This window comes from Streptomyces orinoci, from assembly GCF_003121295.1.
GTDB classification, from domain to species: Bacteria; Actinomycetota; Actinomycetes; order Streptomycetales; family Streptomycetaceae; genus Streptomyces; species Streptomyces orinoci.
Genome location: NZ_PHNC01000008.1, coordinates 73314 through 93097, shown reverse-complemented (window position 1 = coordinate 93097; position 19784 = coordinate 73314). Strand labels below are relative to the sequence as shown.

17 protein-coding genes are annotated in these 19784 nt (G+C 69.4%); 6 read left to right on the top strand and 11 right to left on the bottom strand.

The window, feature by feature from the left end; all coding sequences use genetic code 11:
* Positions 1–23: 23 nt before the first annotated feature.
* The 3 genes from CV755_RS05845 (at position 24) to CV755_RS05835 (ending at position 1899) form a co-directional block, all read left to right on the top strand.
* Positions 24–890 carry a helix-turn-helix domain-containing protein gene (locus CV755_RS05845; protein ID WP_109279248.1) on the top strand — a complete coding sequence of 289 codons (867 nt, stop codon included), beginning with the start codon at positions 24–26 and terminating at the stop codon, positions 888–890.
* Complete coding sequence (locus CV755_RS36635; protein ID WP_277751783.1) at positions 887–1018, top strand: hypothetical protein; 132 nt, start codon at positions 887–889, stop codon at positions 1016–1018. The genes CV755_RS05845 and CV755_RS36635 overlap by 4 nt, the downstream gene beginning before the upstream one ends.
* 83 nt (positions 1019–1101) lie before the next feature.
* Positions 1102–1899: an alpha/beta fold hydrolase gene (locus tag CV755_RS05835; RefSeq protein ID WP_109279082.1), complete on the top strand. Its 798-nt coding sequence runs from the start codon at positions 1102–1104 to the stop codon at positions 1897–1899.
* Positions 1900–2108: 209 nt separating this feature from the next.
* On the opposite strand, the gene CV755_RS05830 is transcribed toward CV755_RS05835, so the two are convergent.
* From CV755_RS05830 to CV755_RS05810, 5 genes are all read right to left on the bottom strand, one after another.
* Positions 2109–4913, bottom strand: coding sequence for an aconitate hydratase (locus tag CV755_RS05830; RefSeq protein WP_109279081.1), 2805 nt, complete (start codon positions 4911–4913; stop codon positions 2109–2111).
* Positions 4914–5296: 383 nt separating this feature from the next.
* Positions 5297–7252, bottom strand: a complete 1956-nt coding sequence (locus CV755_RS05825) for a trypsin-like serine peptidase (protein WP_241560997.1) — start codon at positions 7250–7252, stop codon at positions 5297–5299.
* Positions 7253–7389: 137 nt separating this feature from the next.
* Positions 7390–8238 carry a hypothetical protein gene (locus tag CV755_RS05820; RefSeq protein ID WP_241560996.1) on the bottom strand — a complete coding sequence of 283 codons (849 nt, stop codon included), beginning with the start codon at positions 8236–8238 and terminating at the stop codon, positions 7390–7392.
* Between the two features lie 304 nt (positions 8239–8542).
* Complete coding sequence (locus CV755_RS05815; protein ID WP_109279080.1) at positions 8543–9379, bottom strand: ABC transporter permease; 837 nt, start codon at positions 9377–9379, stop codon at positions 8543–8545.
* Entirely contained in the window at positions 9376–10287 is a 912-nt protein-coding gene (locus CV755_RS05810; protein WP_193553358.1) for an ATP-binding cassette domain-containing protein, read from the bottom strand. The genes CV755_RS05815 and CV755_RS05810 overlap by 4 nt, the downstream gene beginning before the upstream one ends.
* A gap of 135 nt (positions 10288–10422) precedes the next feature.
* Here CV755_RS05810 and CV755_RS05805 point away from each other — a divergent pair, with 135 nt between their 5' ends.
* Together CV755_RS05805 and CV755_RS05800 are read left to right on the top strand one after the other, a co-directional pair.
* The gene (locus CV755_RS05805; protein WP_109279078.1) at positions 10423–11625 is read left to right on the top strand and encodes a sensor histidine kinase; all 1203 of its coding nucleotides are present in this window, start codon (positions 10423–10425) and stop codon (positions 11623–11625) included.
* The gene (locus CV755_RS05800) at positions 11622–12278 is read left to right on the top strand and encodes a response regulator (RefSeq protein WP_109279077.1); all 657 of its coding nucleotides are present in this window, start codon (positions 11622–11624) and stop codon (positions 12276–12278) included. Before CV755_RS05805 ends, CV755_RS05800 begins: the two co-directional genes overlap by 4 nt.
* Here the strand turns inward: CV755_RS05800 and CV755_RS05795 are convergent.
* Genes CV755_RS05795 through CV755_RS05785 form a run of 3 tightly spaced genes read right to left on the bottom strand, consistent with a single transcriptional unit; the run spans position 12245 to position 14114 of the window.
* A complete protein-coding gene (locus CV755_RS05795) occupies positions 12245–12691 on the bottom strand; it encodes a DnaJ family domain-containing protein (RefSeq protein WP_109279076.1) in 447 nt (148 codons plus the stop codon). The two genes, CV755_RS05800 and CV755_RS05795, sit on opposite strands and share 34 nt — an antisense overlap.
* A 57-nt stretch (positions 12692–12748) precedes the next feature.
* Complete coding sequence (locus CV755_RS05790; protein ID WP_109279075.1) at positions 12749–13111, bottom strand: GntR family transcriptional regulator; 363 nt, start codon at positions 13109–13111, stop codon at positions 12749–12751.
* A gap of 1 nt (position 13112) precedes the next feature.
* The gene (locus CV755_RS05785) at positions 13113–14114 is read right to left on the bottom strand and encodes an SdpI family protein (protein ID WP_109279074.1); all 1002 of its coding nucleotides are present in this window, start codon (positions 14112–14114) and stop codon (positions 13113–13115) included.
* Positions 14115–14208: 94 nt separating this feature from the next.
* Between CV755_RS05785 and CV755_RS05780 the strand changes: the two genes are divergently transcribed.
* Complete coding sequence (locus CV755_RS05780; RefSeq protein WP_109279073.1) at positions 14209–15738, top strand: helix-turn-helix domain-containing protein; 1530 nt, start codon at positions 14209–14211, stop codon at positions 15736–15738.
* Between the two features lie 424 nt (positions 15739–16162).
* On the opposite strand, the gene CV755_RS05770 is transcribed toward CV755_RS05780, so the two are convergent.
* Genes CV755_RS05770 through CV755_RS05760 form a run of 3 tightly spaced genes read right to left on the bottom strand, consistent with a single transcriptional unit; the run spans position 16163 to position 19777 of the window.
* Complete coding sequence (locus tag CV755_RS05770; protein ID WP_109279072.1) at positions 16163–17398, bottom strand: class I SAM-dependent methyltransferase; 1236 nt, start codon at positions 17396–17398, stop codon at positions 16163–16165.
* 58 nt (positions 17399–17456) lie between these two features.
* Positions 17457–18770 carry a lipopolysaccharide biosynthesis protein RfbH gene (rfbH, locus tag CV755_RS05765; protein ID WP_109279071.1) on the bottom strand — a complete coding sequence of 438 codons (1314 nt, stop codon included), beginning with the start codon at positions 18768–18770 and terminating at the stop codon, positions 17457–17459.
* Positions 18770–19777, bottom strand: coding sequence for an NAD-dependent epimerase/dehydratase family protein (locus CV755_RS05760; protein ID WP_161968599.1), 1008 nt, complete (start codon positions 19775–19777; stop codon positions 18770–18772). The genes rfbH and CV755_RS05760 overlap by 1 nt, the downstream gene beginning before the upstream one ends.
* Positions 19778–19784: the final 7 nt, after the last annotated feature.

The window sequence follows — 19784 nt, the reverse complement described above, 5'->3', positions numbered from 1 at the left end:
GGGGCCGGTCTAGCGTGGCGGACATGGAAAGCAACAACGAGCTCGGTGAGTATCTGCGTGCTCGCCGCGCGATGATCGCGCCGCGGGACGTCGGGCTGCTCGACGGCGGGGACCGGCGGGTGCCGGGGCTGCGGCGGGACGAGGTGGCGCTGCTGGCCGGGGTGAGCACGGACTACTACATCCGCCTGGAGCAGGGCCGTGAGCGGAACCCGTCCGAGCAGGTGCTCCGGGCGATCGCTGCGGCACTGCGGCTGGACGGTGCCGCGGCGGGTCACCTGTTCCGGCTCGGCCTGCCCGTCTTCGCCACGGCCGCCGCCGCACCCGCCGTCGCCCCGGAGCTGGTGCGGCTGATGGACGGCATGCGCGACGTGCCGGCCTTCGTGGTCGGCGCGGCGCAGGACGTGCTGGCCGCCAATGCGATGGCGCGCGAGCTGTACCGCGGGTTCGCCCGGTACGACAACCTGCTGCGAATGATCTTCCTCGACCCGTTCGCACGCGAGTTCTACATCGACTGGGGCAAAGCGGCGCACACCGCAGTGGGCAACCTGCGGGCGTCCTCCTCGCAGTTCCCCGGGGACGAGCGGATCGAGCGGATCGTCGGCGAACTCAGCGTGCGCAGCCCCGCCTTCACCGGCCTGTGGGCACGTTACGAGGTCCGTCCCCGTACGCAGGAGGACAAGCACTTCCGGCACTCCCGCGTGGGTGAGGTGCGGCTGCACTTCGAGGCACTGGCCGTCACCAGCGCCCCGGGCCAGCACCTGTCCGTCTACAGCGCGGAACCCGGCAGCGCCGGCGCCGATGCCCTGGTCCTGCTCCGCCGACTGGCCGGGCAGGGCTCGGCTCCCACCATTCAGGACACCCCCGCAGAGGAAGAAGACGTCCGCTCATGACCGCCGCCCTGTCCGGCACCGCCGGCACCGCCGGCACCTCCAAGGTCGCGCACCTGGAGGAGAACCTGGCCGCGGCGAGGCTGCACCTGACCGGCACGGAACTCGGCGAACTCACCGAGGCTGCATGACCCGCATCCCCGCGGCAGCGGCCGCTTCCCTCCACGCCGGCCGGACCTCGCCCACCCACTCACCGAAGAAGGCACCTCAAGCCATGCTGCTTCCCTCCACCGAGGCAGGCCGGGGACGGCCCGTCGTCCTGCTGCACGCCCGGCCCACCGACCGCACCATGTGGGATGCCCACCTCCCGCTGCTCGCCGAGGCGGGCGTGCGGGCCATCGCCCTGGACCTGCCCGGTCACGGCGACGCGACCGTGCCCGACCGCCGCGAGGTGGCCCCCTGGTCGGATGTGCTCGACACGCTCGACCACCTCGGGGCCGACCGCTTTGTGCTCGCCGGGAATTCACTGGGCGCCTTGGTGGCACTCCAGGCCGCCGTCACGGCACCCGAGCGGGTGGAGGGCCTGGTACTGGTCGGGTACCGGCCCCACGACCAGCCCGCCTCCCCACGTCTGGACGCCGCCTGGGAGGCCGAACGGACGGCGCTGGCCGCCGGCGACCTGGACGCCGCGGTGAAGGCCGGCGTCGAGGCGTGGACCTCGGCCGGGGCCACCGAGGAGGTACGCGCCCACGCCGCCCGCATGCTCCACCGCCGGCTGACCGAACAGCTCACCCACGGCGAACCGCCGCAGGCGGCGGATCCCCTCGGCACGGGCCCGGCGGCGCTGCGCACGCTCAGGGGCGTGCCCGCTCTGGTCGGCGTCGGCGAGCACGACATGCCCGACTTCCACGAGGGCGGCGAGGGCCTGGTCCGCGACCTCGATGTGGGTCGGACCACCGTCATCCCCGGTGCCGGACATCTCGCGCCGCTGGAACGGCCCGCGGCGTTCTGCACCCTGCTGCTGGACTTCGTCCGCCGCCTCCCGCAGCAGTCGTCGCCCGCGCAGAGGTAGAACCACGAGCCGGCTCGTCATCGGCCGGCGCGCGGTCCTGGAGCGGCTGGACCGGATCGATGCCCGGCTCGGCGAGGGCTGGGCGCCCGCCACATAGCAGCGCCTCACGGCGAGAACGACGACAAACGGCGGCCCCACCGGACCTCACCAGGTCCCGAGGGGCCGCCGTCGTGTCGGGGGCGCCGCGCACAACGCGCGGCGCGGTCCGGCTACTTGCGGATCAGCGAGCGCAGCACGTACTGCATGATGCCGCCGTTGCGGTAGTAGTCCGCCTCACCGGGGGTGTCGATGCGGACCACCGCGTCGAACTCCACACCGGTGTCGGTGGTGACCTTCACCGTGCGCGGCGTACGGCCCTCATTGAGCTCGGTGACGCCCGCGATGGAGAAGGTCTCCTCGCCGGTCAGGCCAAGGGACTCGGCCGAGGCGCCCTCGGGGAACTGCAGGGGGAGGACGCCCATGCCGATCAGGTTGGAGCGGTGGATGCGCTCGTAGGACTCGGCGATGACGGCCTTGACGCCGAGCAGCGCGGTGCCCTTGGCGGCCCAGTCGCGGGAGGAGCCGGAGCCGTACTCCTTGCCGGCCAGGACGACCAGCGGGATGCCGGCGGCCTGGTAGTTCTGGGAGGCGTCGTAGATGAACGACACCGGGGCGCCGTCCTGGGTGAAGTCGCGGGTGAAGCCGCCCTCCGTGCCCGGCGCGATCTGGTTGCGCAGGCGGATGTTGGCGAAGGTGCCGCGGATCATGACCTCGTGGTTGCCGCGGCGCGAGCCGTAGCTGTTGAAGTCACGGCGCTCGACGCCGTGCTCGGTGAGGTACTTGCCAGCCGGGGTGTCGGCCTTGATCGCACCGGCCGGGGAGATGTGGTCGGTGGTGACCGAGTCGCCCAGCTTGGCCAGGACGCGGGCGCCGGTGATGTCCGTGACGGGAGTGGTCTCCATCGTCATGCCCTCGAAGTACGGGGGCTTACGGACATAGGTGGACTCGGCGTCCCACTCGAAGGTGTTGCCGGTCGGGATCGGCAGCGCCTGCCACTGGGCGTCGCCCGCGAAGACGTCCTGGTAGGACGAGGAGAACATGTCCTGGCCGATGGCGGAGGCGACGACCTCGTTGACCTCGGCCTCGGAGGGCCAGATGTCCTTGAGGAAGACCGGGTTGCCGTTCTGGTCCGTGCCCAGGGCGTCGCGGGTGATGTCCACCTTCATGGAGCCCGCGATGGCGTAGGCGACAACCAGCGGCGGGGAGGCCAGGTAGTTCATCTTGACGTCGGGGTTGATCCGGCCCTCGAAGTTGCGGTTGCCGGAGAGCACCGAAGTCACGGCCAGGTCATGGTCGTTGACGGCCTTGGAGACCTCCTCCGGCAGCGGGCCGGAGTTGCCGATGCAGGTGGTGCAGCCGTAACCGACCAGGTTGAAGCCGACCTTGTCGAGGTAGGGGGTCAGGCCCGCCTTGTCGAAGTAGTCGGTGACGACCTTGGAGCCCGGGGCCAGGGTGGTCTTGACCCACGGCTTGCGGGTCAGGCCCTTCTCCACCGCCTTCTTGGCCACCAGCGCGGCGGCGACCATGACATAGGGGTTGGAGGTGTTGGTGCAGGAGGTGATCGCGGCGACGGTGACGGCGCCGTGGTCGATGGTGTAGGTGGTGCCGTCGGGGGCGGTGACGGTCACCGGGTTGGACGGGCCGGGGCCGGGCACCACGGCGGAGTGCTGCGGGGCACCGGCGCCGTTGTCCTCGTGGCCGTAGGCGGGGGCGTCGCTGGCCGGGAAGGACTCGGCGCTCGCCTCGTCCACCACGGAGGAGGCGGCGGAGGCGGCGGCCGGCTCCTGGGCCGTGGCGTCAACGTAGTTGAGGACATCGGCCGCGAACTGCTTGGCGGCGTCGGCCAGCACAATGCGGTCCTGCGGGCGCTTGGGACCGGCGATGGAGGGGACGACCGTGGAGAGGTCCAGCTCCAGCTTCTCGGAGAAGTCCGGCTCGGCGGCCGGGTCCAGCCACAGGCCCTGCTCCTTGGCGTAGGCCTCGACCAGCGCGACCTGCTGCTCGCTGCGGCCGGTCAGGCGCAGGTAGTTGAGGGTCTCACCGTCGATCGGGAAGATCGCGGCGGTGGAGCCGAACTCCGGCGACATATTGCCGATGGTGGCGCGGTTGGCCAGCGAGGTGGCGGCGACGCCCTCACCGTAGAACTCGACGAACTTGCCGACGACGCCGTGCTTGCGCAGCATCTCGGTGATGGTGAGCACCAGGTCGGTGGCGGTGGTGCCGGTGGGCAGCTCGCCGGTGAGCTTGAAGCCCACCACGCGCGGGATCAGCATGGAGACCGGCTGGCCGAGCATGGCGGCCTCGGCCTCGATGCCGCCGACGCCCCAGCCGAGCACGCCCAGGCCGTTGACCATGGTGGTGTGCGAGTCGGTGCCGACCAGGGTGTCCGGGTACGCCTGGCCGTTACGGACCATGACGGTACGGGCCAGGTGCTCGATGTTCACCTGGTGGACGATGCCGGTGCCCGGCGGGACGACCTTGAACTCGTCAAAGGCGGTCTGGCCCCAGCGCAGGAACTGGTAGCGCTCCTTGTTGCGGCCGTACTCCAGCTCCACGTTCTGCGCGAAGGCGTCCGGGGTGCCGAACTTGTCGGCGATCACCGAGTGGTCGATGACCAGCTCGGCCGGGGCCAGCGGGTTGATCTTCGCCGGGTCGCCGCCGAGCTCCTTGACGGCCTCGCGCATGGTGGCGAGGTCCACGACACAGGGGACGCCGGTGAAGTCCTGCATGATCACGCGGGCCGGCGTGAACTGGATCTCCTGGCTGGGCTGGGCCTGGGAGTCCCAGTTGCCCAGGGCGCGGATGTGGTCGGCGGTGATGTTGGCGCCGTCCTCGGTGCGGAGCAGGTTCTCCAGCAGCACCTTGAGGCTGTAGGGAAGGCGCGCGGAGCCCTCGACCTTGTCCAGCCGGAAGATTTCGTACGACTCGTCGCCTACTTGCAGCGTGCTGCGAGCGTCGAAGCTGTTCGCCGACACGACAGTCTCCTTCATGTGCATGAATGCGCGTACCGCGGCAATGCTGCCGTTCCATGGTCACGCCCATGCGATAAGGTTCACCTAACTTAGGTACGCCTTAGTGACGCGACGCCGGTACGCCCTCTCGGCAGATATCTCGATGTCGAGATAACTCTAGTACATGGGGGCGGTCTGGTCATGCCCCGATGGGCCGAGACGGTGGTTGGGGGGTTCACCGGGATGGGTGGTCCGTTCGGGGGACGGCCGTTTCGCGGCGGCGGCCGGGCTGGACTGCGCCGTGGGCACGGTCGAGCTGGAGCTGGACGCCTCGGGGTTCCGAGACGGCCGCTGCCGCCCCCGCATATGGACAAGGGCGGGGGCGGCAGCGGGCTGTGCTGGGGGTGTTACGCGTGGGGGACGAGGTTTTCCTCGATGCCCATGTGGTTGGTGGTGGAGTCCATGTACATGGTGGTCTCACCGTCGGACCAGCGGACCACGACATCGTCGGTGCGGCCATTGGCAGTGAAGTTGCCGGTGGTCATCACCGTGTTGTGGGTCCACAGACCGTTGGGGTCCTGGATGCGGGCCTCGTTGCCCAGGCCGGAGGGGTTGGTGTTGACGTAGTTGTCGAGCTCACCGTCGGACCACTGGACCATCAGGTCCCACCGGGCGCTGCCGGAGAACTCACCGCTGGTGAGCAGGGTGGCATGGGTCCAGGTCTCGTTCTTGTCCTTGAGCTTGTGCTCCTGGCCGAAGCCGCCGGCGCCCACATTGGTGTAGAGGGTGAGCTCGCCGTCGGACCAGCGCACCATCAGGTCGGTGACGTACTGGGAGGAACCGAAGCGGCCCGCGGCGATCTGGGTGGCGTGCTTCCACAGGTCGGTCTTCTTGGGATCGACCAGCTGCTTGCCGGCCCAGTTGAGGCCGTTGGAGCCCACATCGCCATAGAGCGTGACCTCCCCGTCCACCCAGCGCACCATCAGGTCGAACTGGTTGGAGCCGGTGAAGTCGCCCGCGGTGATGGTCTCGGCGTCCTTCCAGATGGAGTCCTTCGCCACCAGCTGGCGCTCACTGGTGAAGTGGCCCTTGCCATCGCTGTAGTACATGGTGACCTCGCCGTCGGTCCACACCACGATCATGTCGCTGTGGCCGTTGCCGTTGAAGTCGCCGGAGGCCATCAGCTTGGCGTGCTTCCAGGTGTCGCCGCCGCCCATGGAGTACGGCAGCGGGGGCTGCTCATAGGAACTGCCGTGACCGACATGCTGGTTGGCCTTGGCCTCCTCATAGAGGCGGAAGAACCAGTCGCCGTGCACGGGGCTGTAGGTCAGCCAGTCCACATTGGCGTCATTGCCGCCGCCGTTGTAGCCGCCGACATTGCCGATGATCTCGCCGGTGCCCTTGGCCCAGTCCACCTTGGAGTACCAGGGGCCGCCGGAGGTGCCGCTGTACATCCCGTGGCACAGGGCCTGGATCTGGTAATAGCCGGGCAGCGCCCAGGTCTGGGTGGGGCAGCGTACCGGATGGTCCTCGGGCTCGTACTTGGCCATCGGGTAGCCGACCATGGTCACATTGTTGTTGAAACTGGGCGTACGGGCCAGGGTGTTGGCGCCCACCACGTCCTGGACCTTCTGGCCGCTCGCCGAGGGCTCCAGCCGGCCGAAGGAGAAGTCCAGGTCCGATTCCTTGGTCTTGATCTGGTGACCCTGGGAAAACCGGCTGTCGGTGAACCAGTCGGCGACCCGGAAAAAGCCGAACTGCTGCTGGTCCAACGGCTTTTCGGTGGCGTACCAGGGAACAAAGATGACCGCCTTGCCGCCGGCGCAGTGCCCCGCGGTGAGGATCAGGTCGCGCCCGGGGCTCTCCACCACGCTGGCGGAGCAGTTGTGGGCATGCATCTGGCCGGTGGTCGGGTCCTGCTTGTAACTGAAGAGCGCGCCAACGGACTTCAGGCCCAGGATGTGCTCGGCGGTCGGCATATCGGCGGCCACCCCACTGCGGCTGGGCGCCGGCCGCCGGGCCTTGCCCTTGGGGGGCGCCGCGGGGCGGGCGGGGTCCACCGCCGAGGCCATCCGCTCAGGGGTCCAGAACCGGAGAGCGTCCGCGTCGGTGAAGCCCTTGTCCACCGGGCCGGAGTTGGCGGCCGTGGTGCTGCTCGCGGTGGGCGCGGGCTTCTTCGGCGCCGGAGCGGTACCGGGTTTGCCGCCGGGTCTGGTGCCGTTCGGCGCGGCGGCGGTGTGCGTCGGGGCGGGTCCGGGCTTGCCGCCATCGGCGTGTGCCAGGGTGGCCCCGCTGGTCAGGAACACCGCGGCGCCGATCGCCGAGACGGCGATCCGGCGTATTCGTGTGCGTGAGGTTCGCAAGGAAAACCTTCTTCGCCATGAGGGGTTGTCCCTCCGGCCGGGACCGGCCGAGGGAGAGGGAGAACAACCGGGCGGGGCGCACGGGAAACCGTGGGGGCGTGCCGCGCCGGGGAACCACGCCGTGGGGGACGTGGGTGTCAGGAGGCGGCGGCCTTACGCCGCCGGCGTACGGCCAGTCCGGCCGCCGCGAGTACCACCAGCACGGCGGCCACGATGCCGCCGATCGTCCAGGGGCCGGGGCCGTCATCGGCGACGGGCTCGCCGGTCACCTGGAACTGCCGGGTGGTGGTCTGTTTGCCGTGGTGGCTGACCACGGTCATGGGATACCGGCCGGACTTGAGGTCATCGCGGAGCCTGGTGTGTCCGCCATAGAGCGTGGACCCGTCATCGCATTTGCAGCCGGGATCGTCCGCGCCCTGCTTCAGGGTCAACGGGTGCTCGAAGGCAGGAGACTTGACGGTGAGGGAGTCCTCGTCCGGGTCGGGCTGGTGGTCGGTGAGCACCACGGTGACCTCGGCGCCGGGATGTACGGCGGCGGAGGTGTCACTGCCCGGGAACGCGCCCCTTGGGCCGATGACAAAGCGGCCGATGTCCGCCGAGCCCTTGGCGGCCAGGGCGAGCGAGGCGGTGGCCAGGGTGTGGCCATGGCTGGTGGCGGTGACCGGGTACGTTCCAGGACTCACATCGTCGCGGACCTGGTGGTCGTCGGCCGACCCGCCGTTCTGGACGAACCGGGTGCCGTCCTTTTTCTCCAAGGTGAGCGCGATCGGCTTGACCAGGGCGGGTGAGCTGACGGTCACCTCGTCGGTACCGGCCGGTGCGCCGTCGAGGGTGAACCAGACCTTTCCGCCCACCTCGATCCTGGGCATGGGGCCGAAGTACGTCAGGTGCGGGGCGGAGGAAGAGGCGGAGGCGGAGGGCGTGGGGCCGTCGGCCGCCTGCCGGGCGGCGCCCATGGCGACTCCGCCGGTGCCCGTGATCAGCATCAGGGCTCCGGCGGACGCGGCCAGACATCTGGCCCACCGGCGCCCCGGTTGTCCTCTCCCCCTCATTGGCTCTCCCCGTCTTGTGATGGCTGGTCAAGCCATCGGCCCCGTTGCGCCACGGCACCGCCGAGGCGGTTGGAACCGTAGCGGACGGAAGCGCGAAGTGGCGAGCATGACAAGAAGTAGGAGCGGAATCAATAGATCCGGATGCACTCAGCGCAGTATCGATCGCGGCAATTGCGGTCGAGTTGTGCGTAGTTCGCTCACTCCGCGGTGAGGGAAGTGAACAAGGTCACGGAGGTATTCAGACATCGCGCCGGTCCACCAGCACCACCGCGACCACGACCGCCAGCAGCGACCACACCGCGAACACCGTCCAGGACCCGCCGACGGAGGCCCGGTGCAACACCGCCGGATACTGGGGGTTGCTGTCAACCAGCCGCCGCCAGGCCGAGTACAGCATGGCGTGGTTGACGGCGGCCGACCACCAACGGCGCTCGGTGAACAAGTTGGGCAGCAGCAACAGGACGAAGGCGGTGGTGACCATGGTGGTGGCGCTGTGCCGGATGATCGCGCCAAGGCCCAGACCGGCCAGCGCAGCCAGCGGGGAGAGCAGCACCGACGCCGCCAGCACCCGGACCGCGCCGGGCGAGCTGAGCGAGGCGTCGGCATGCCGCCCGGCGAGGATGGAATTGCCGGCCAGGTAGGAGGCGATGACGACCGCCAGACCGAACCCGGTGAACACCACGGTGACCACGGCGGTCTTGGCCAGTACCACCGAACGGCGGTCGGGGACGGCCCCGAAGGTGGTCCGGATCAGCCCGGTGCCGTACTCCCCGACCAGGGTGATGGCCCCCATGCTGCCGGCGACCAGCATCAGCACCATGCCGCCCTCGTTGGTGAAGGAGTCCCGCAGCCCCCACATCCAGGGGTCGGCCTGCATCGCCGGGGAGTAGTGCGGCCAGTTGTTGTAGTCGGCCATGGCGGCGCTGGCGTTGATCCCGATGATGGCCAGCCCGCCCAGCAGAAAGGCCCAGCGGATGGAGCGCAGCGACCAGAGCTTGATCCACTCGCTGTGCAGCAGATCCCGGAAACGGGCGGACGGCTCGGTGGCGGCGGCGGGTACGGCGGTCAGGGTCATCGGGGGTCTCCGGCGAGGAATTCGGCGCGGTCGGCGGTGAGTTCCATAAAGGCGCGCTCCAGGGAGGCGGCCTGGGTGGCCAGTTCTTGCAGCAGCACCCGGTGCTGAAAGGCGAGTTCGCCGATGCGGTCGGCGGGCAGCCCGGTGACGGAGAGGGTGCGCTCGTCCTCGTGGCGCACCGCCGCGCCCTCTGCGGTCAGCAGCGGGGCCAGCCGCTCGGCGTCGGGAGTGCGTACCGTCACGCTCAGCCGGTTGCCCCGGGCGGAGAACGCCGCCAGGCTCTCATCGGCGATCAGTTCACCCCGGCCGATGACCACCAGATGGTCCGCGGTGTTCTCCATCTCGCTCATCAGATGGCTGGAGACAAACACGGTGCGCCCCTCGGCGGCCAGCCGCTGGAACAGGCCGCGCACCCACAACACCCCTTCCGGATCGAGGCCGTTGAGCGGCTCGTCGAAGAGCAGCACCGGCGGGTCGCCGAGCAGCGCGGTGGCGATGCCCAGCCGCTGCTTCATGCCCAGTGAGAATCCGCCGATCCGGCGGCGGGCCGCGGCGGTGAGGCCCACCTCCTCCAGCACCCGGGCCACCCGGGCGGCCGGGATGCGGTTGCTGTGGGCCAGCGCCGAGAGGTGGGCGGCGGCGCTCCGCCCGCCGTGGACATCGTGGGCGTCCAGCAGCGCGCCGACCTGACGCAGTCCGCGCGGGCGGTCCCGGAACACCTGGCCGCCCACGGTGACGGTGCCGCTGGTGGGCGCGTTCAGACCGAGGATCATGCGCAGGGTGGTGGACTTGCCGGCGCCATTGGGACCGAGGAACCCGGTGACATGCCCGGGGCGCACGGTGAAGGTCAGGCCGTTGACGGCGGTGGTACGGCCATAGCGTTTGGTCAGTTCATGGACTTCGATCACGGCGTCCACGGTGTCCGGCGCGGGGCCGGTCCGGCATCACACCAGCGTGGGCAATCGCAGCGGCCGGATGTCATCCCTGGAGGTAGGTCCCCGGGCCGATGACCGGTCACCGATCAGCTGGCTACCATCCGCCGCATGCACGTCACACCGCCCCTTCCCCTGATCAAACGGGTGCCGCCAGGCGCCTGGACGGCTCTCGCCTGGTGCGCCTGTACCGCTTTGACCTATCTGGCGAGGGTCAGGCTGCCCGGGGAGTGGGGTCCGGAAGCCTTCCCCGCCTTCCAGCTCTACCGCTGGGACGGTCTGCTGTTCCTGGCACTGGCCGCCGGCACGACGCTGTGGGCCTCGATCCTGCTGGGACGACGGCCGCTGGCGGCCCTGTGGCTGCTGCTCCTCGCCGCCATCCTGGTGACCGGCAACCTGGCCGTCGGCGGGATCCCGCTGCTGCAGTCCCTGCCAGTCGATGTGGCGCTGTGCTTCCTCACCGCGGTCCAGCCACGCCGGACCGGGAACATCGCCGCCGCCACGGCCCTCGGCATGCCAGCCGCCTATCTGGTGCTGCGGGTGCTGTGCGGCTGGCCCATCGCCCTCTCGGCCGAGCTGGTGGTGGTGCTGTGCACGGTGGTGGCGTGGCTGATCGGCAACTCGCTGCGCCAGTCCCAGGAGCACGCCCGGCAGCTGGCCGAGCGCACCGCGGCCCAGGCCGTGACTGCCGAACGCCTGCGCATCGCCCGGGAGTTGCATGACATGGTGGCGCACAGCATCGGCATCATCGCCCTCCAGGCGGGGGCCGCGGGCCGGGTCATCGAGACCCAGCCGGCCCGCGCCCGGCAGGCGCTGCGCGAGGTGGAACTGACCGGCCGGGAGACCCTGTCCGGGCTGCGCCGGATGCTGGGCGCGCTCCGTCAGGCCGAACCGGGGCGGGAGGACGGGGCCTTGGGGCAGTCGATGCCCGGGCTGGCGGATGTGGAGCGGCTGGCCGAGGCCACCACGGCCGCCGGGGTCAGGGTGGAGGTGCGGTGGCGGGGCGAACGGCGGCCGCTGCCACCGGAGATCGATCTGTCGGCGTTCCGGATCGTCCAGGAGTCGGTGACCAATGTGGTGCGGCACGCGGGTTCCGGTTCCTGCCGGGTGTCCATCGACTGCCGGCCCGAGGAGGTCGCCATCGAGGTGGTGGACGCCGGGGGCCGGGCGCAGAACGGCGGCGGCCAGGGGTACGGGCTGACCGGGATGCGGGAGCGAGTGGCCCTGCTGCATGGCGAGTTCACCGCCGCGCCGCGTCCCGGGGGCGGTTTCCGGGTGGCGGCCCGGCTGCCGGTTCCGGCGGGGGTGCGATGACCACCCGGGTGCTGCTCGCCGACGACCAGGCGCTGGTGCGCACCGCGCTGCAGATGGTGATCACGGACACCGAGGACCTGGAGGTGGCCGGGGAGGCCGCGGACGGCGCGGAGGCGGTGCGGCTGGCCCGTACCGCCGAGCCGGATGTGGTGGTGATGGACATCCGGATGCCGGGCATGGACGGCATCGAGGCCACCCGGCTGATCACCCAAGGGCCGGGTGGGGCGAAGGTGTTGATGCTGACCACCTTCGACGATGACGACTATGTGTATGCGGCGCTGCGGGCGGGGGCCAGCGGGTTCCTGGTCAAGGACATGGCCCTGGAGGCCATTCTGGACGGGGTGCGGGTGGTCGCCGCCGGGGACGGGCTGATCGCCCCCGGGGTGACCGCGCGGCTGATCGCGGAGTTCGCCGCCCGGCCCGGGCCCGCCCCCGACTGCCCGGCGCTCACCGGGGTCACCCAGCGGGAGCGGGAGGTGCTGGTGCTGGTGGGGCGGGGGATGACCAACGCCGAGATAGCCGAAGCGCTGTTCATCACCGTGGGTACCGTCAAGACCTATGTGAGCCGGCTGCTGACCAAGCTGAACGCCCGGGACCGGGTGCAACTGGTCATCCTGGCCTATGAGTCGGGGCTGGTGACGCCCTCGCCCTGAGCTTCGCCCGGGCGCTCGCGCCGGCGTTCGCGCCAGACCTTGAGGACCTCTTCGGGGTCAAAGGGCTTCAGGCCCAGCGGCGGTCCGGCGGGCGGCATCCGCAGGGCCGCCGCTATCTTGGGATTGATCCCGTCGAGGATCGCGCGCACCGCCCGTTCCGAGGGGGCCCGGTACGCGGCCTCCAGCGCGTCCTCGGCCTCCTTGCGCAGGGCGAGGACGGGCGGCAGGAAGGAGAGTTGCTCCCGGCGCATCTTCTCCCTGACCCACCAGTCATCGGAGTAGGGGGCGGCGAGGCTGCGCAGCGGCTTGCCGAAGCCGGGCAGGTCCTTGAAGTCACCCCGCTGCTCGGCCTCGCGGATCTGGCGGTCGGCCCAGGTCTCGAAGTCCATTCCGGGCGGCTTGCGTTCGGTCATCGAAGACGGCTCCTCTCGGCGCTCCCGGCCTCCTTCCTCCAGTGTGCGTCATCAGCATCAGCCTCCGCTCAGGCCGGTACGGACCAGGTCCAGGATCTCCTCGTCGCCCAGGCCGAAGGAGCGGGCCTCGGAGACCAGACGGGCGGCGCCGGCCAGCAGCCGGGCCCGGGCCGGGCCGGTGTCCTCGGTGGTGACCACGGCGCCCCGGCCGCGCCGGAGTTCGATCAGCCCCTCCTCGCGCAGCCGCTGGTAGCCGCGCAGCACGGTGTGCACATTGACGCCGAGCGAGCGGGCCAGCGCCCGGGCGGCGGGGAGCCGTTCGCCGGGGCGTACCGAGCCTTCGGCGATGGCGCCGCGGACACAGGCGGCTATCTGGTCCCCCAGCGGTACCGGGGAGGTTGTGTCGAGGCGGACGAGCATCTCAGCCTCCCTGGTCGGCGGGGCGGCCGTCGCGGACGATCAGGGCGTTCAGCAGCCGGGCGGCGGTGGCCGCGTCATCGACGGTGATCAGGAACTCGCTGCCGGTGCTCAGGGTGGCGACCAGGGCGTCGCCGGAGCGCATGGCCAGCGCGCTCTGGCCGGGCCGTACCCGGTAGCCCCAGCCGCCTATGTCCTTCAGCAGCCGGACCCGCCGGCTGGCGGCGGAGGTGATGCGCTCCAGCGGGATGTGCAGGCGGGGGAAGGGCAGCCAGGCGGGTACGGCGGTCAGGCCGTGCCGGTCCACGGTGATCCGGGCGCCTGAGCCGCCCACCGCGGACAGCGCGCCGACGAGCACGAGGCTCACGCCCGCGAAGGGCAGGCCGGCCGCGCACAGCGCCAGGCCCGCCACCGTCTCGGCGAATCCGGTGAGCCGCAGGACGGGAGAGCCCACCGTTCGGGTCCATACGGCGCTCTCGTCCCGGCCGAGGTCCAGCCGGGGGCCGGGGGCCGCCGGGGCGGCGGCCTTCCGCTGGGCCGGGGCCACCAGGGTGGCCAGCAGCAGTCCCAGGGCAGCGGCCAGGGCGGCCGCCCCCAGGGCTTTTGGCAACTCCCACAGGGACAAGCTCACTTGATCGGCGGAATTCTCATGCCCGGAGTTGACGAGTACCACCGATATATGGACATAGCCGAGGAAGGCGGCCAGCACATAGGCGAAGACCAGCTGCCCGCGCCAGCCCTTGGGGGTCACCTCAATGGCGTAGGCCCAGACACCGAACAGCAGTCCGGCCACCAGGAGCAGGGTGAGGGCCACCACCGGCAGCGAGCCCGCCGAACTGAAGCCATCCGCGTGCCCGGAGCCGGAGAAGTGGGTGGCCAGCCGGTCGGGCAGGCAGTCCCGATGGGCGGAGTACACCGCCCAGAACACCGCACAACTCAGCAGAAAGGGCGTCACGACCAGCCCCGTCCGCCAATGGCGGCCCGCCGTGAGCACAGGCACGCCCATGTCCCCCACCTCCAATTGTTCGTATAGCAATAGAACAACTGTAGATCAGGTTCTCACGGCGACAAGATCTCATATCTGAGATACCGTCTGACCCATGACAGACGCCTACCTCGCCCGCATCGGCAAGCTCATCCGTGACGCCCGGCAGCACCGCGGATGGACGCAGTCCCAGCTTGCCGAGGCCCTCGGTACCAGCCAGAGCGCGGTCAACCGCATTGAGCGGGGAAATCAGAACATCAGCCTTGATATGATTGCCCGTATCGGGGAAGCGCTGGACAGCGAGATCGTCTCCCTCGGCTATGCCGGGCCCATGCATCTGCGGGTGGTGGGCGGCCGCCGTCTCTCCGGCTCCATCGACGTCAAGACCAGCAAGAACGCCTGCGTGGCCCTGCTGTGCGCCACCCTCCTCAACGCCGGGCGGACCACCCTGCGCCGGGTGGCCAGGATCGAGGAGGTCTACCGGATCCTGGAGGTGCTCGGCAGCATCGGCGTCCGGGCCCGCTGGATCAACGACGGCAACGACCTGGAGATCGTGCCGCCGGCCGAGCTGGACCTGGCCGCCATGGACACCGAGGCGGCCCGCCGCACCCGGAGCGTCATCATGTTCCTGGGCCCGCTGCTGCACCGTATGGACCAGTTCGGCATCCCCTATGCCGGCGGCTGCGACCTGGGCACCCGGACCGTACAGCCGCATATGACCGCGCTGCGGCACTTCGGACTGGAGATCGCCGCCACCGACGGCACCTACCACGCCACGGTGGACCGCTCGGTCCGCCCCACCCGCGCCATTGTGCTCACCGAGCGCGGGGACACCGTCACCGAGAACGCCCTGCTGGCCGCCGCCCGGCATGACGGGGTGACCGTGATCCGCAACGCCAGCTCCAACTACATGGTCCAGGACCTGTGTTTCTTCCTGGAGGAGCTGGGCGTGAAGGTGGAGGGCGTGGGCACCACCACCCTCACCGTGCATGGCGTGGCCACCATCGACCGGGATGTGGACTACTCCCCCTCCGAGGACCCGGTCGAGGCGATGAGCCTGCTCGCCGCCGCCGTGATCACCGAGTCCGAACTCACCATCCGCCGGGTGCCGATCGAGTTCATGGAGGTCGAACTGGCGGTGCTGGAGGAGATGGGGCTGGACCACGAGCGCAGCCCCGAGTACCGGGCGAACAACGGCCGTACCCGGCTGCTGGATCTGACCGTACGGCCGTCCAAGCTGCGGGCGCCGATCGACAAGATCCATCCAATGCCGTTCCCCGGCCTCAATATCGACAATGTGCCGTTCTTCGCGGCCATCGCCGCCTTCGCCCAGGGGCAGACCCTGATCCACGACTGGGTCTATGACAACCGCGCCATCTACCTCACCGACCTCAACCGGCTGGGCGCGGACGTCAAACTCCTCGACCCGCACCGGGTGTTGGTCGAGGGCCCCACCCGCTGGCGCTCGGCGGAGATGATGTGCCCGCCCGCGCTGCGGCCGGCGGTGGTGGTGCTGCTGGCGATGATGGCGGCGGAGGGCACCTCGGTGCTGCGCAATGTCTATGTCATCAACCGGGGTTACGAGGACCTGGCGGAGCGGCTGAACTCGGTCGGGGCACAGATCGAGACGTTCCGGGATATTTAATATGCGAATGCCGCCCCATCCGTCTGACCTCCTACTCAGCGGACCAAGGAGGGGTGCGGCGGCAACTCCGGGAAAGGGTCTGCCCGGCAGAGTGGTTCTGACTCAAAGGCGCCATGTCAGAGGAGAGCTGTACCTGTTCAAGGCCCGTCTGCGGGCGGATCGCTGTCCAAGGCGAGACGCGGCGAGCTCATCCAGCCGCTGCCGGTCGGCCTGGTCCACGACCACGCCGACTGCGTGATCCCTGACCCGGATGCTCGGGTCCAGCAGACCATCCGGCAACTCCCGTCGGCGGTACGCGGCTTGCCGCCCCGCCGGTTGCGCACCCCGCGCGAAGGAGTAGAGCGGTGGCGAGACCGCTGCCGCCGCCGGCAGCCGCCCGGGGCGATGCCGGACAGCCCCGCGCGATGCCGAGGGACAGCCGCCGCTACACCATCCTCAGTGGCGCGGGCAGCGGGAAGATCAACTTGCCGCCGCGGAGAAGGAATTCGCCTTCCCGCTCGATGAATCCGTCCCGGTAGACCCAGGGGAGCACCAGCAGCTGGTCAGGCCGTTGTGCGAGGGCCTCCTTCTCGGAGACGATGGGGATCTGGGTGCCGGGGGTGAATCGGCCGGCCTTCTCCGGGCTGGCCTCTCCGATGCACGGCAGGCTCTCCTCTCCGATGTCGCAGTACTGGAGAATCACGTTCCCCTTGGTGGATGCGCCATAGCCCAGGGTCAGCTTGCCGTCCTTGCGCGAGGTGTCGAGGAAGTCACGCAGGTGGTCGCGGTGTTCGCGAACACGCTCACCGAACGACTCGAAGGGCGCCATGATGTCGAGCCCCAGTCCGGCCTCCCGGGCGCGCAAGCGGTTCAGCGCCGCCTCGTCACACCGGTGCCCGGAGCCCTGCTTGGCGAGCGTGACGCAGAGGCTGCCGCCGTAGACGTCGGTGATCTCAGCTTTCACGACGTCGAGGCCGGCGCGCTCGGCCATCCACTCGATCTGAGCGAGTGCGTAGTACTCCAGGTGCTCGTGGCATATCACGTCATAGGCGGTCGCCTCGAGCATGGACGGGAGATAGCTCATTTCCAGCATCCACACACCGTCGTCGGCCAGCGTCGCCTTCACGTCCTCCATGAACCCGAGCGGGTCGGGCAGGTCGTAGAACATCGCGATCGAGGTGATGACCTTGGCCCGGCGGGAGCCGTAGTGCGCGACGAAGACTTCCCGGGAGAAGAAGTCCGCGATCAGGTCGATGTGTTCGGGATAGAACTCTCGCCATTTCTCGCCGGTCGGGTCCACTCCGACGAGAGTCCGGCCGTCCGCCGGATACCCGGACAGCAAGGTCCCGTCGTTGCTCCCGATGTCCAGGACCAGGTCGTCGGGTCCGATGTCAACAAGCTTGGTGAGCTCGTCCACCTTGCCGCGGAGATGGTTGATCATGAATGGGCGGATACCCGAGCGGTAACCGTATTGATCGCCGTACATCAGGCCGAGGTCGGCGGTGTGCCGGAGCTGGACGAGACCGCATCCGTCCGGCGAACACTTGACCAGCTCTAGTGGGGCGGTTGGCACGACCTCCGTGCGACTGCGAGGGAATACGCCGGTCAGCGCCTGCTCTCCCAGATCCAGCACCTGAAGCAGTGTCCGATTGCCGCACACACGGCACTCCGCGATGGTCATGAGTACTTACCTCTCTAACCTTTGTTCGTGGAACAGGCCCGGAGGGGCAGGTCCGGATTCAGCGCGGTGACCTCTTCGCAAACGACCAGATTTCGCGAATCACATAGTCGATCATTTCCTCGGTCACGCCGGGGTAAATCCCGATCCATAGCGTGTCTTTGGCGACCTTGTCACTGCTGGACAAGCTACCGGACACTCGGTACTCGACGTGTTCATAGGCGGGATGACGGGTGAGGTTGCCGCTGAACAACAGTCGGGTGCTGATGCGTTTTGACTCCAGATGGAGTTGCAGGTCCCGGCGGGAGTACGGTGCTGAATCCTGAACCGTCAGCGTGAACCCAAACCAGCTCGGATCACTGTTCGGGGCAGGTTCGGGCAGCGTAAGACCTGGCACATTCTGCAGCCCCGATCTCATGCGGAGCCAATTCTTGCGTCGACTTTCACAGAACTCGGAAAGCCGTTCCAGCTGAGACAGACCGAGGGCCGCTTGCAGATCGGTCGCCTTCAGGTTGTATCCCACATGGGAGAATATGTATTTGTGGTCGTAACCAGAGGGAAGCGTGCCGAGCTGCCAGCCGAAACGCTTATTGCATCGATCGTCCTCCCCCGGTTCGCACCAGCAGTCCCGCCCCCAGTCCCGAAAGGACTCGACAAGGCGCGCGAGTTCCATGCTGCCCGTCAGAACGCAGCCGCCCTCTCCCGTCGTGAGATGGTGAGCCGGGTAGAAGCTGACGGTGCTGAGGTGCCCGAAGGTTCCCGTCTTCTTGCCGCGATAGGTGGAACCGACGGCGTCGCAGTTGTCCTCCACGAACCACAGCCTGTGCCGGTCGGCCAGCTCCCGGATCTCGGCGGCCTCGAAGGGGTTGCCCAGCGCATGCGCGATCATGATGGCCTTCGTTCTCGGGCCGATCGCCGCCTCCACCAGCTCCGCGGTGGTGTTGTAGGTGCTCAGGTCGATATCGACGAAGACCGGCACCAGTCCGTTCTGGATAATCGGGTTGACCGTGGTCGGGAACCCCGCCGCCACCGTGATCACTTCGTCGCCGCGGCGCAGCGCGCGGGCGCCCAACTCCGGTGCGGTCAGCGCTGACAGCGCCAGCAGGTTGGCCGAGGACCCGGAGTTGGTCAGATGGGCCTTGCGCAGTCCGAAATAGCCGGCCAGCGCCCGCTCGAACCGGATCGTATAGCGGCCGGATGCGATCCGTAGGTTCAGCGCCGCTTCCACCAGTGCCATCCGGTCCGCCGCCGTCAGTACGGCGCCCGATGCCAGCACCCGGTCCTCGCCGGGCACCCATGGGGATGCCTCCGACCCGACCGCGTCGTGGTACTCGTTGACCAGTGAGAGGATCTCGTCCTTGAGATTGGCATTCATCAGGTACCTTCCGCGGGGCAGCCGGCAACGGGTTGGGCCTGGCCCTCTCCGGCGGTCTGCCAGATCCAGCTCAGGGTCTCCGGTAGCGTTCGAGCAGCCGACCAGTCCAGGTGACGCCGAGCCAGTGTCGGATCGGCGATCTGCCAGCCGGCGGCCAGAGACCGCCCGCCGCCCTCGGGCGCCGGGAGCACGTCGATCGCGAACTCCACTCCGCTGGCCAACGCGAGCCCGCGGACCAAGTCGTAGGCGCTGCCGGCCCGCCCGGTGCCGAGATTGAGCACCGGTACGCCCGCGAGCCGCCGCGACACGGTCGAGCGCAGGACCGCCTCCGCCAGATCACGGGCATCGGCGTAGTCGCGGTGCTGTCTCAGGTCGAACAGGGTGAGCCGCGCCGGGCGTCCGTCCCGCCGTGCCCGGTCGAGTGTCTGCACGGTCCTGCCGAGCAGGTTCGCAGGCGACATGTTCGATCCGATGGCGTTGAAGATGCGGAGGACCACGACGTCCAGCGACGCCTTCCGGGCGATCTCGAAGATCCTCCGGGTGCCCCGCAGCTTGGTCCGCCCGTACTCCGACCGCGGCTCCTCCGGGCAGCTCTCGTCGGTCGCCTGCGGGTGAGGCAAGGGCCCGTACTCCAATGACGAGCCGAGGTGCACCAGCCGGGCGGTGCTGCCGATGTCGGCCATCGCCAGCGCCAGTTGCTCCGGCAGCTCGGTGTTGGCTGCCCGCAGCAGGGAAGCGTCGTTCCGCCAGATCTCACCGGCGGCGTTGACCACGGAGTCCGGGGCGAGCCGGTTGATCATCGAGGCGAATTGAGCCCGTCGCGGAGCCCTGTCGTGCAGCTCGGCCACCCCGTGCCCCGCGGGCACGGCGGCCGGACGCCTGGTCACCACGGTGACCTCCATACCCGCCGTGGACAGCCTGTCGAGGACATGCCGACCGAGGAATCCGGTGCCACCGATCAGAAGGACTTTGGTGCGCAGGGTCCCGTCGAGGCACTCCTGGGTCATCACCTTC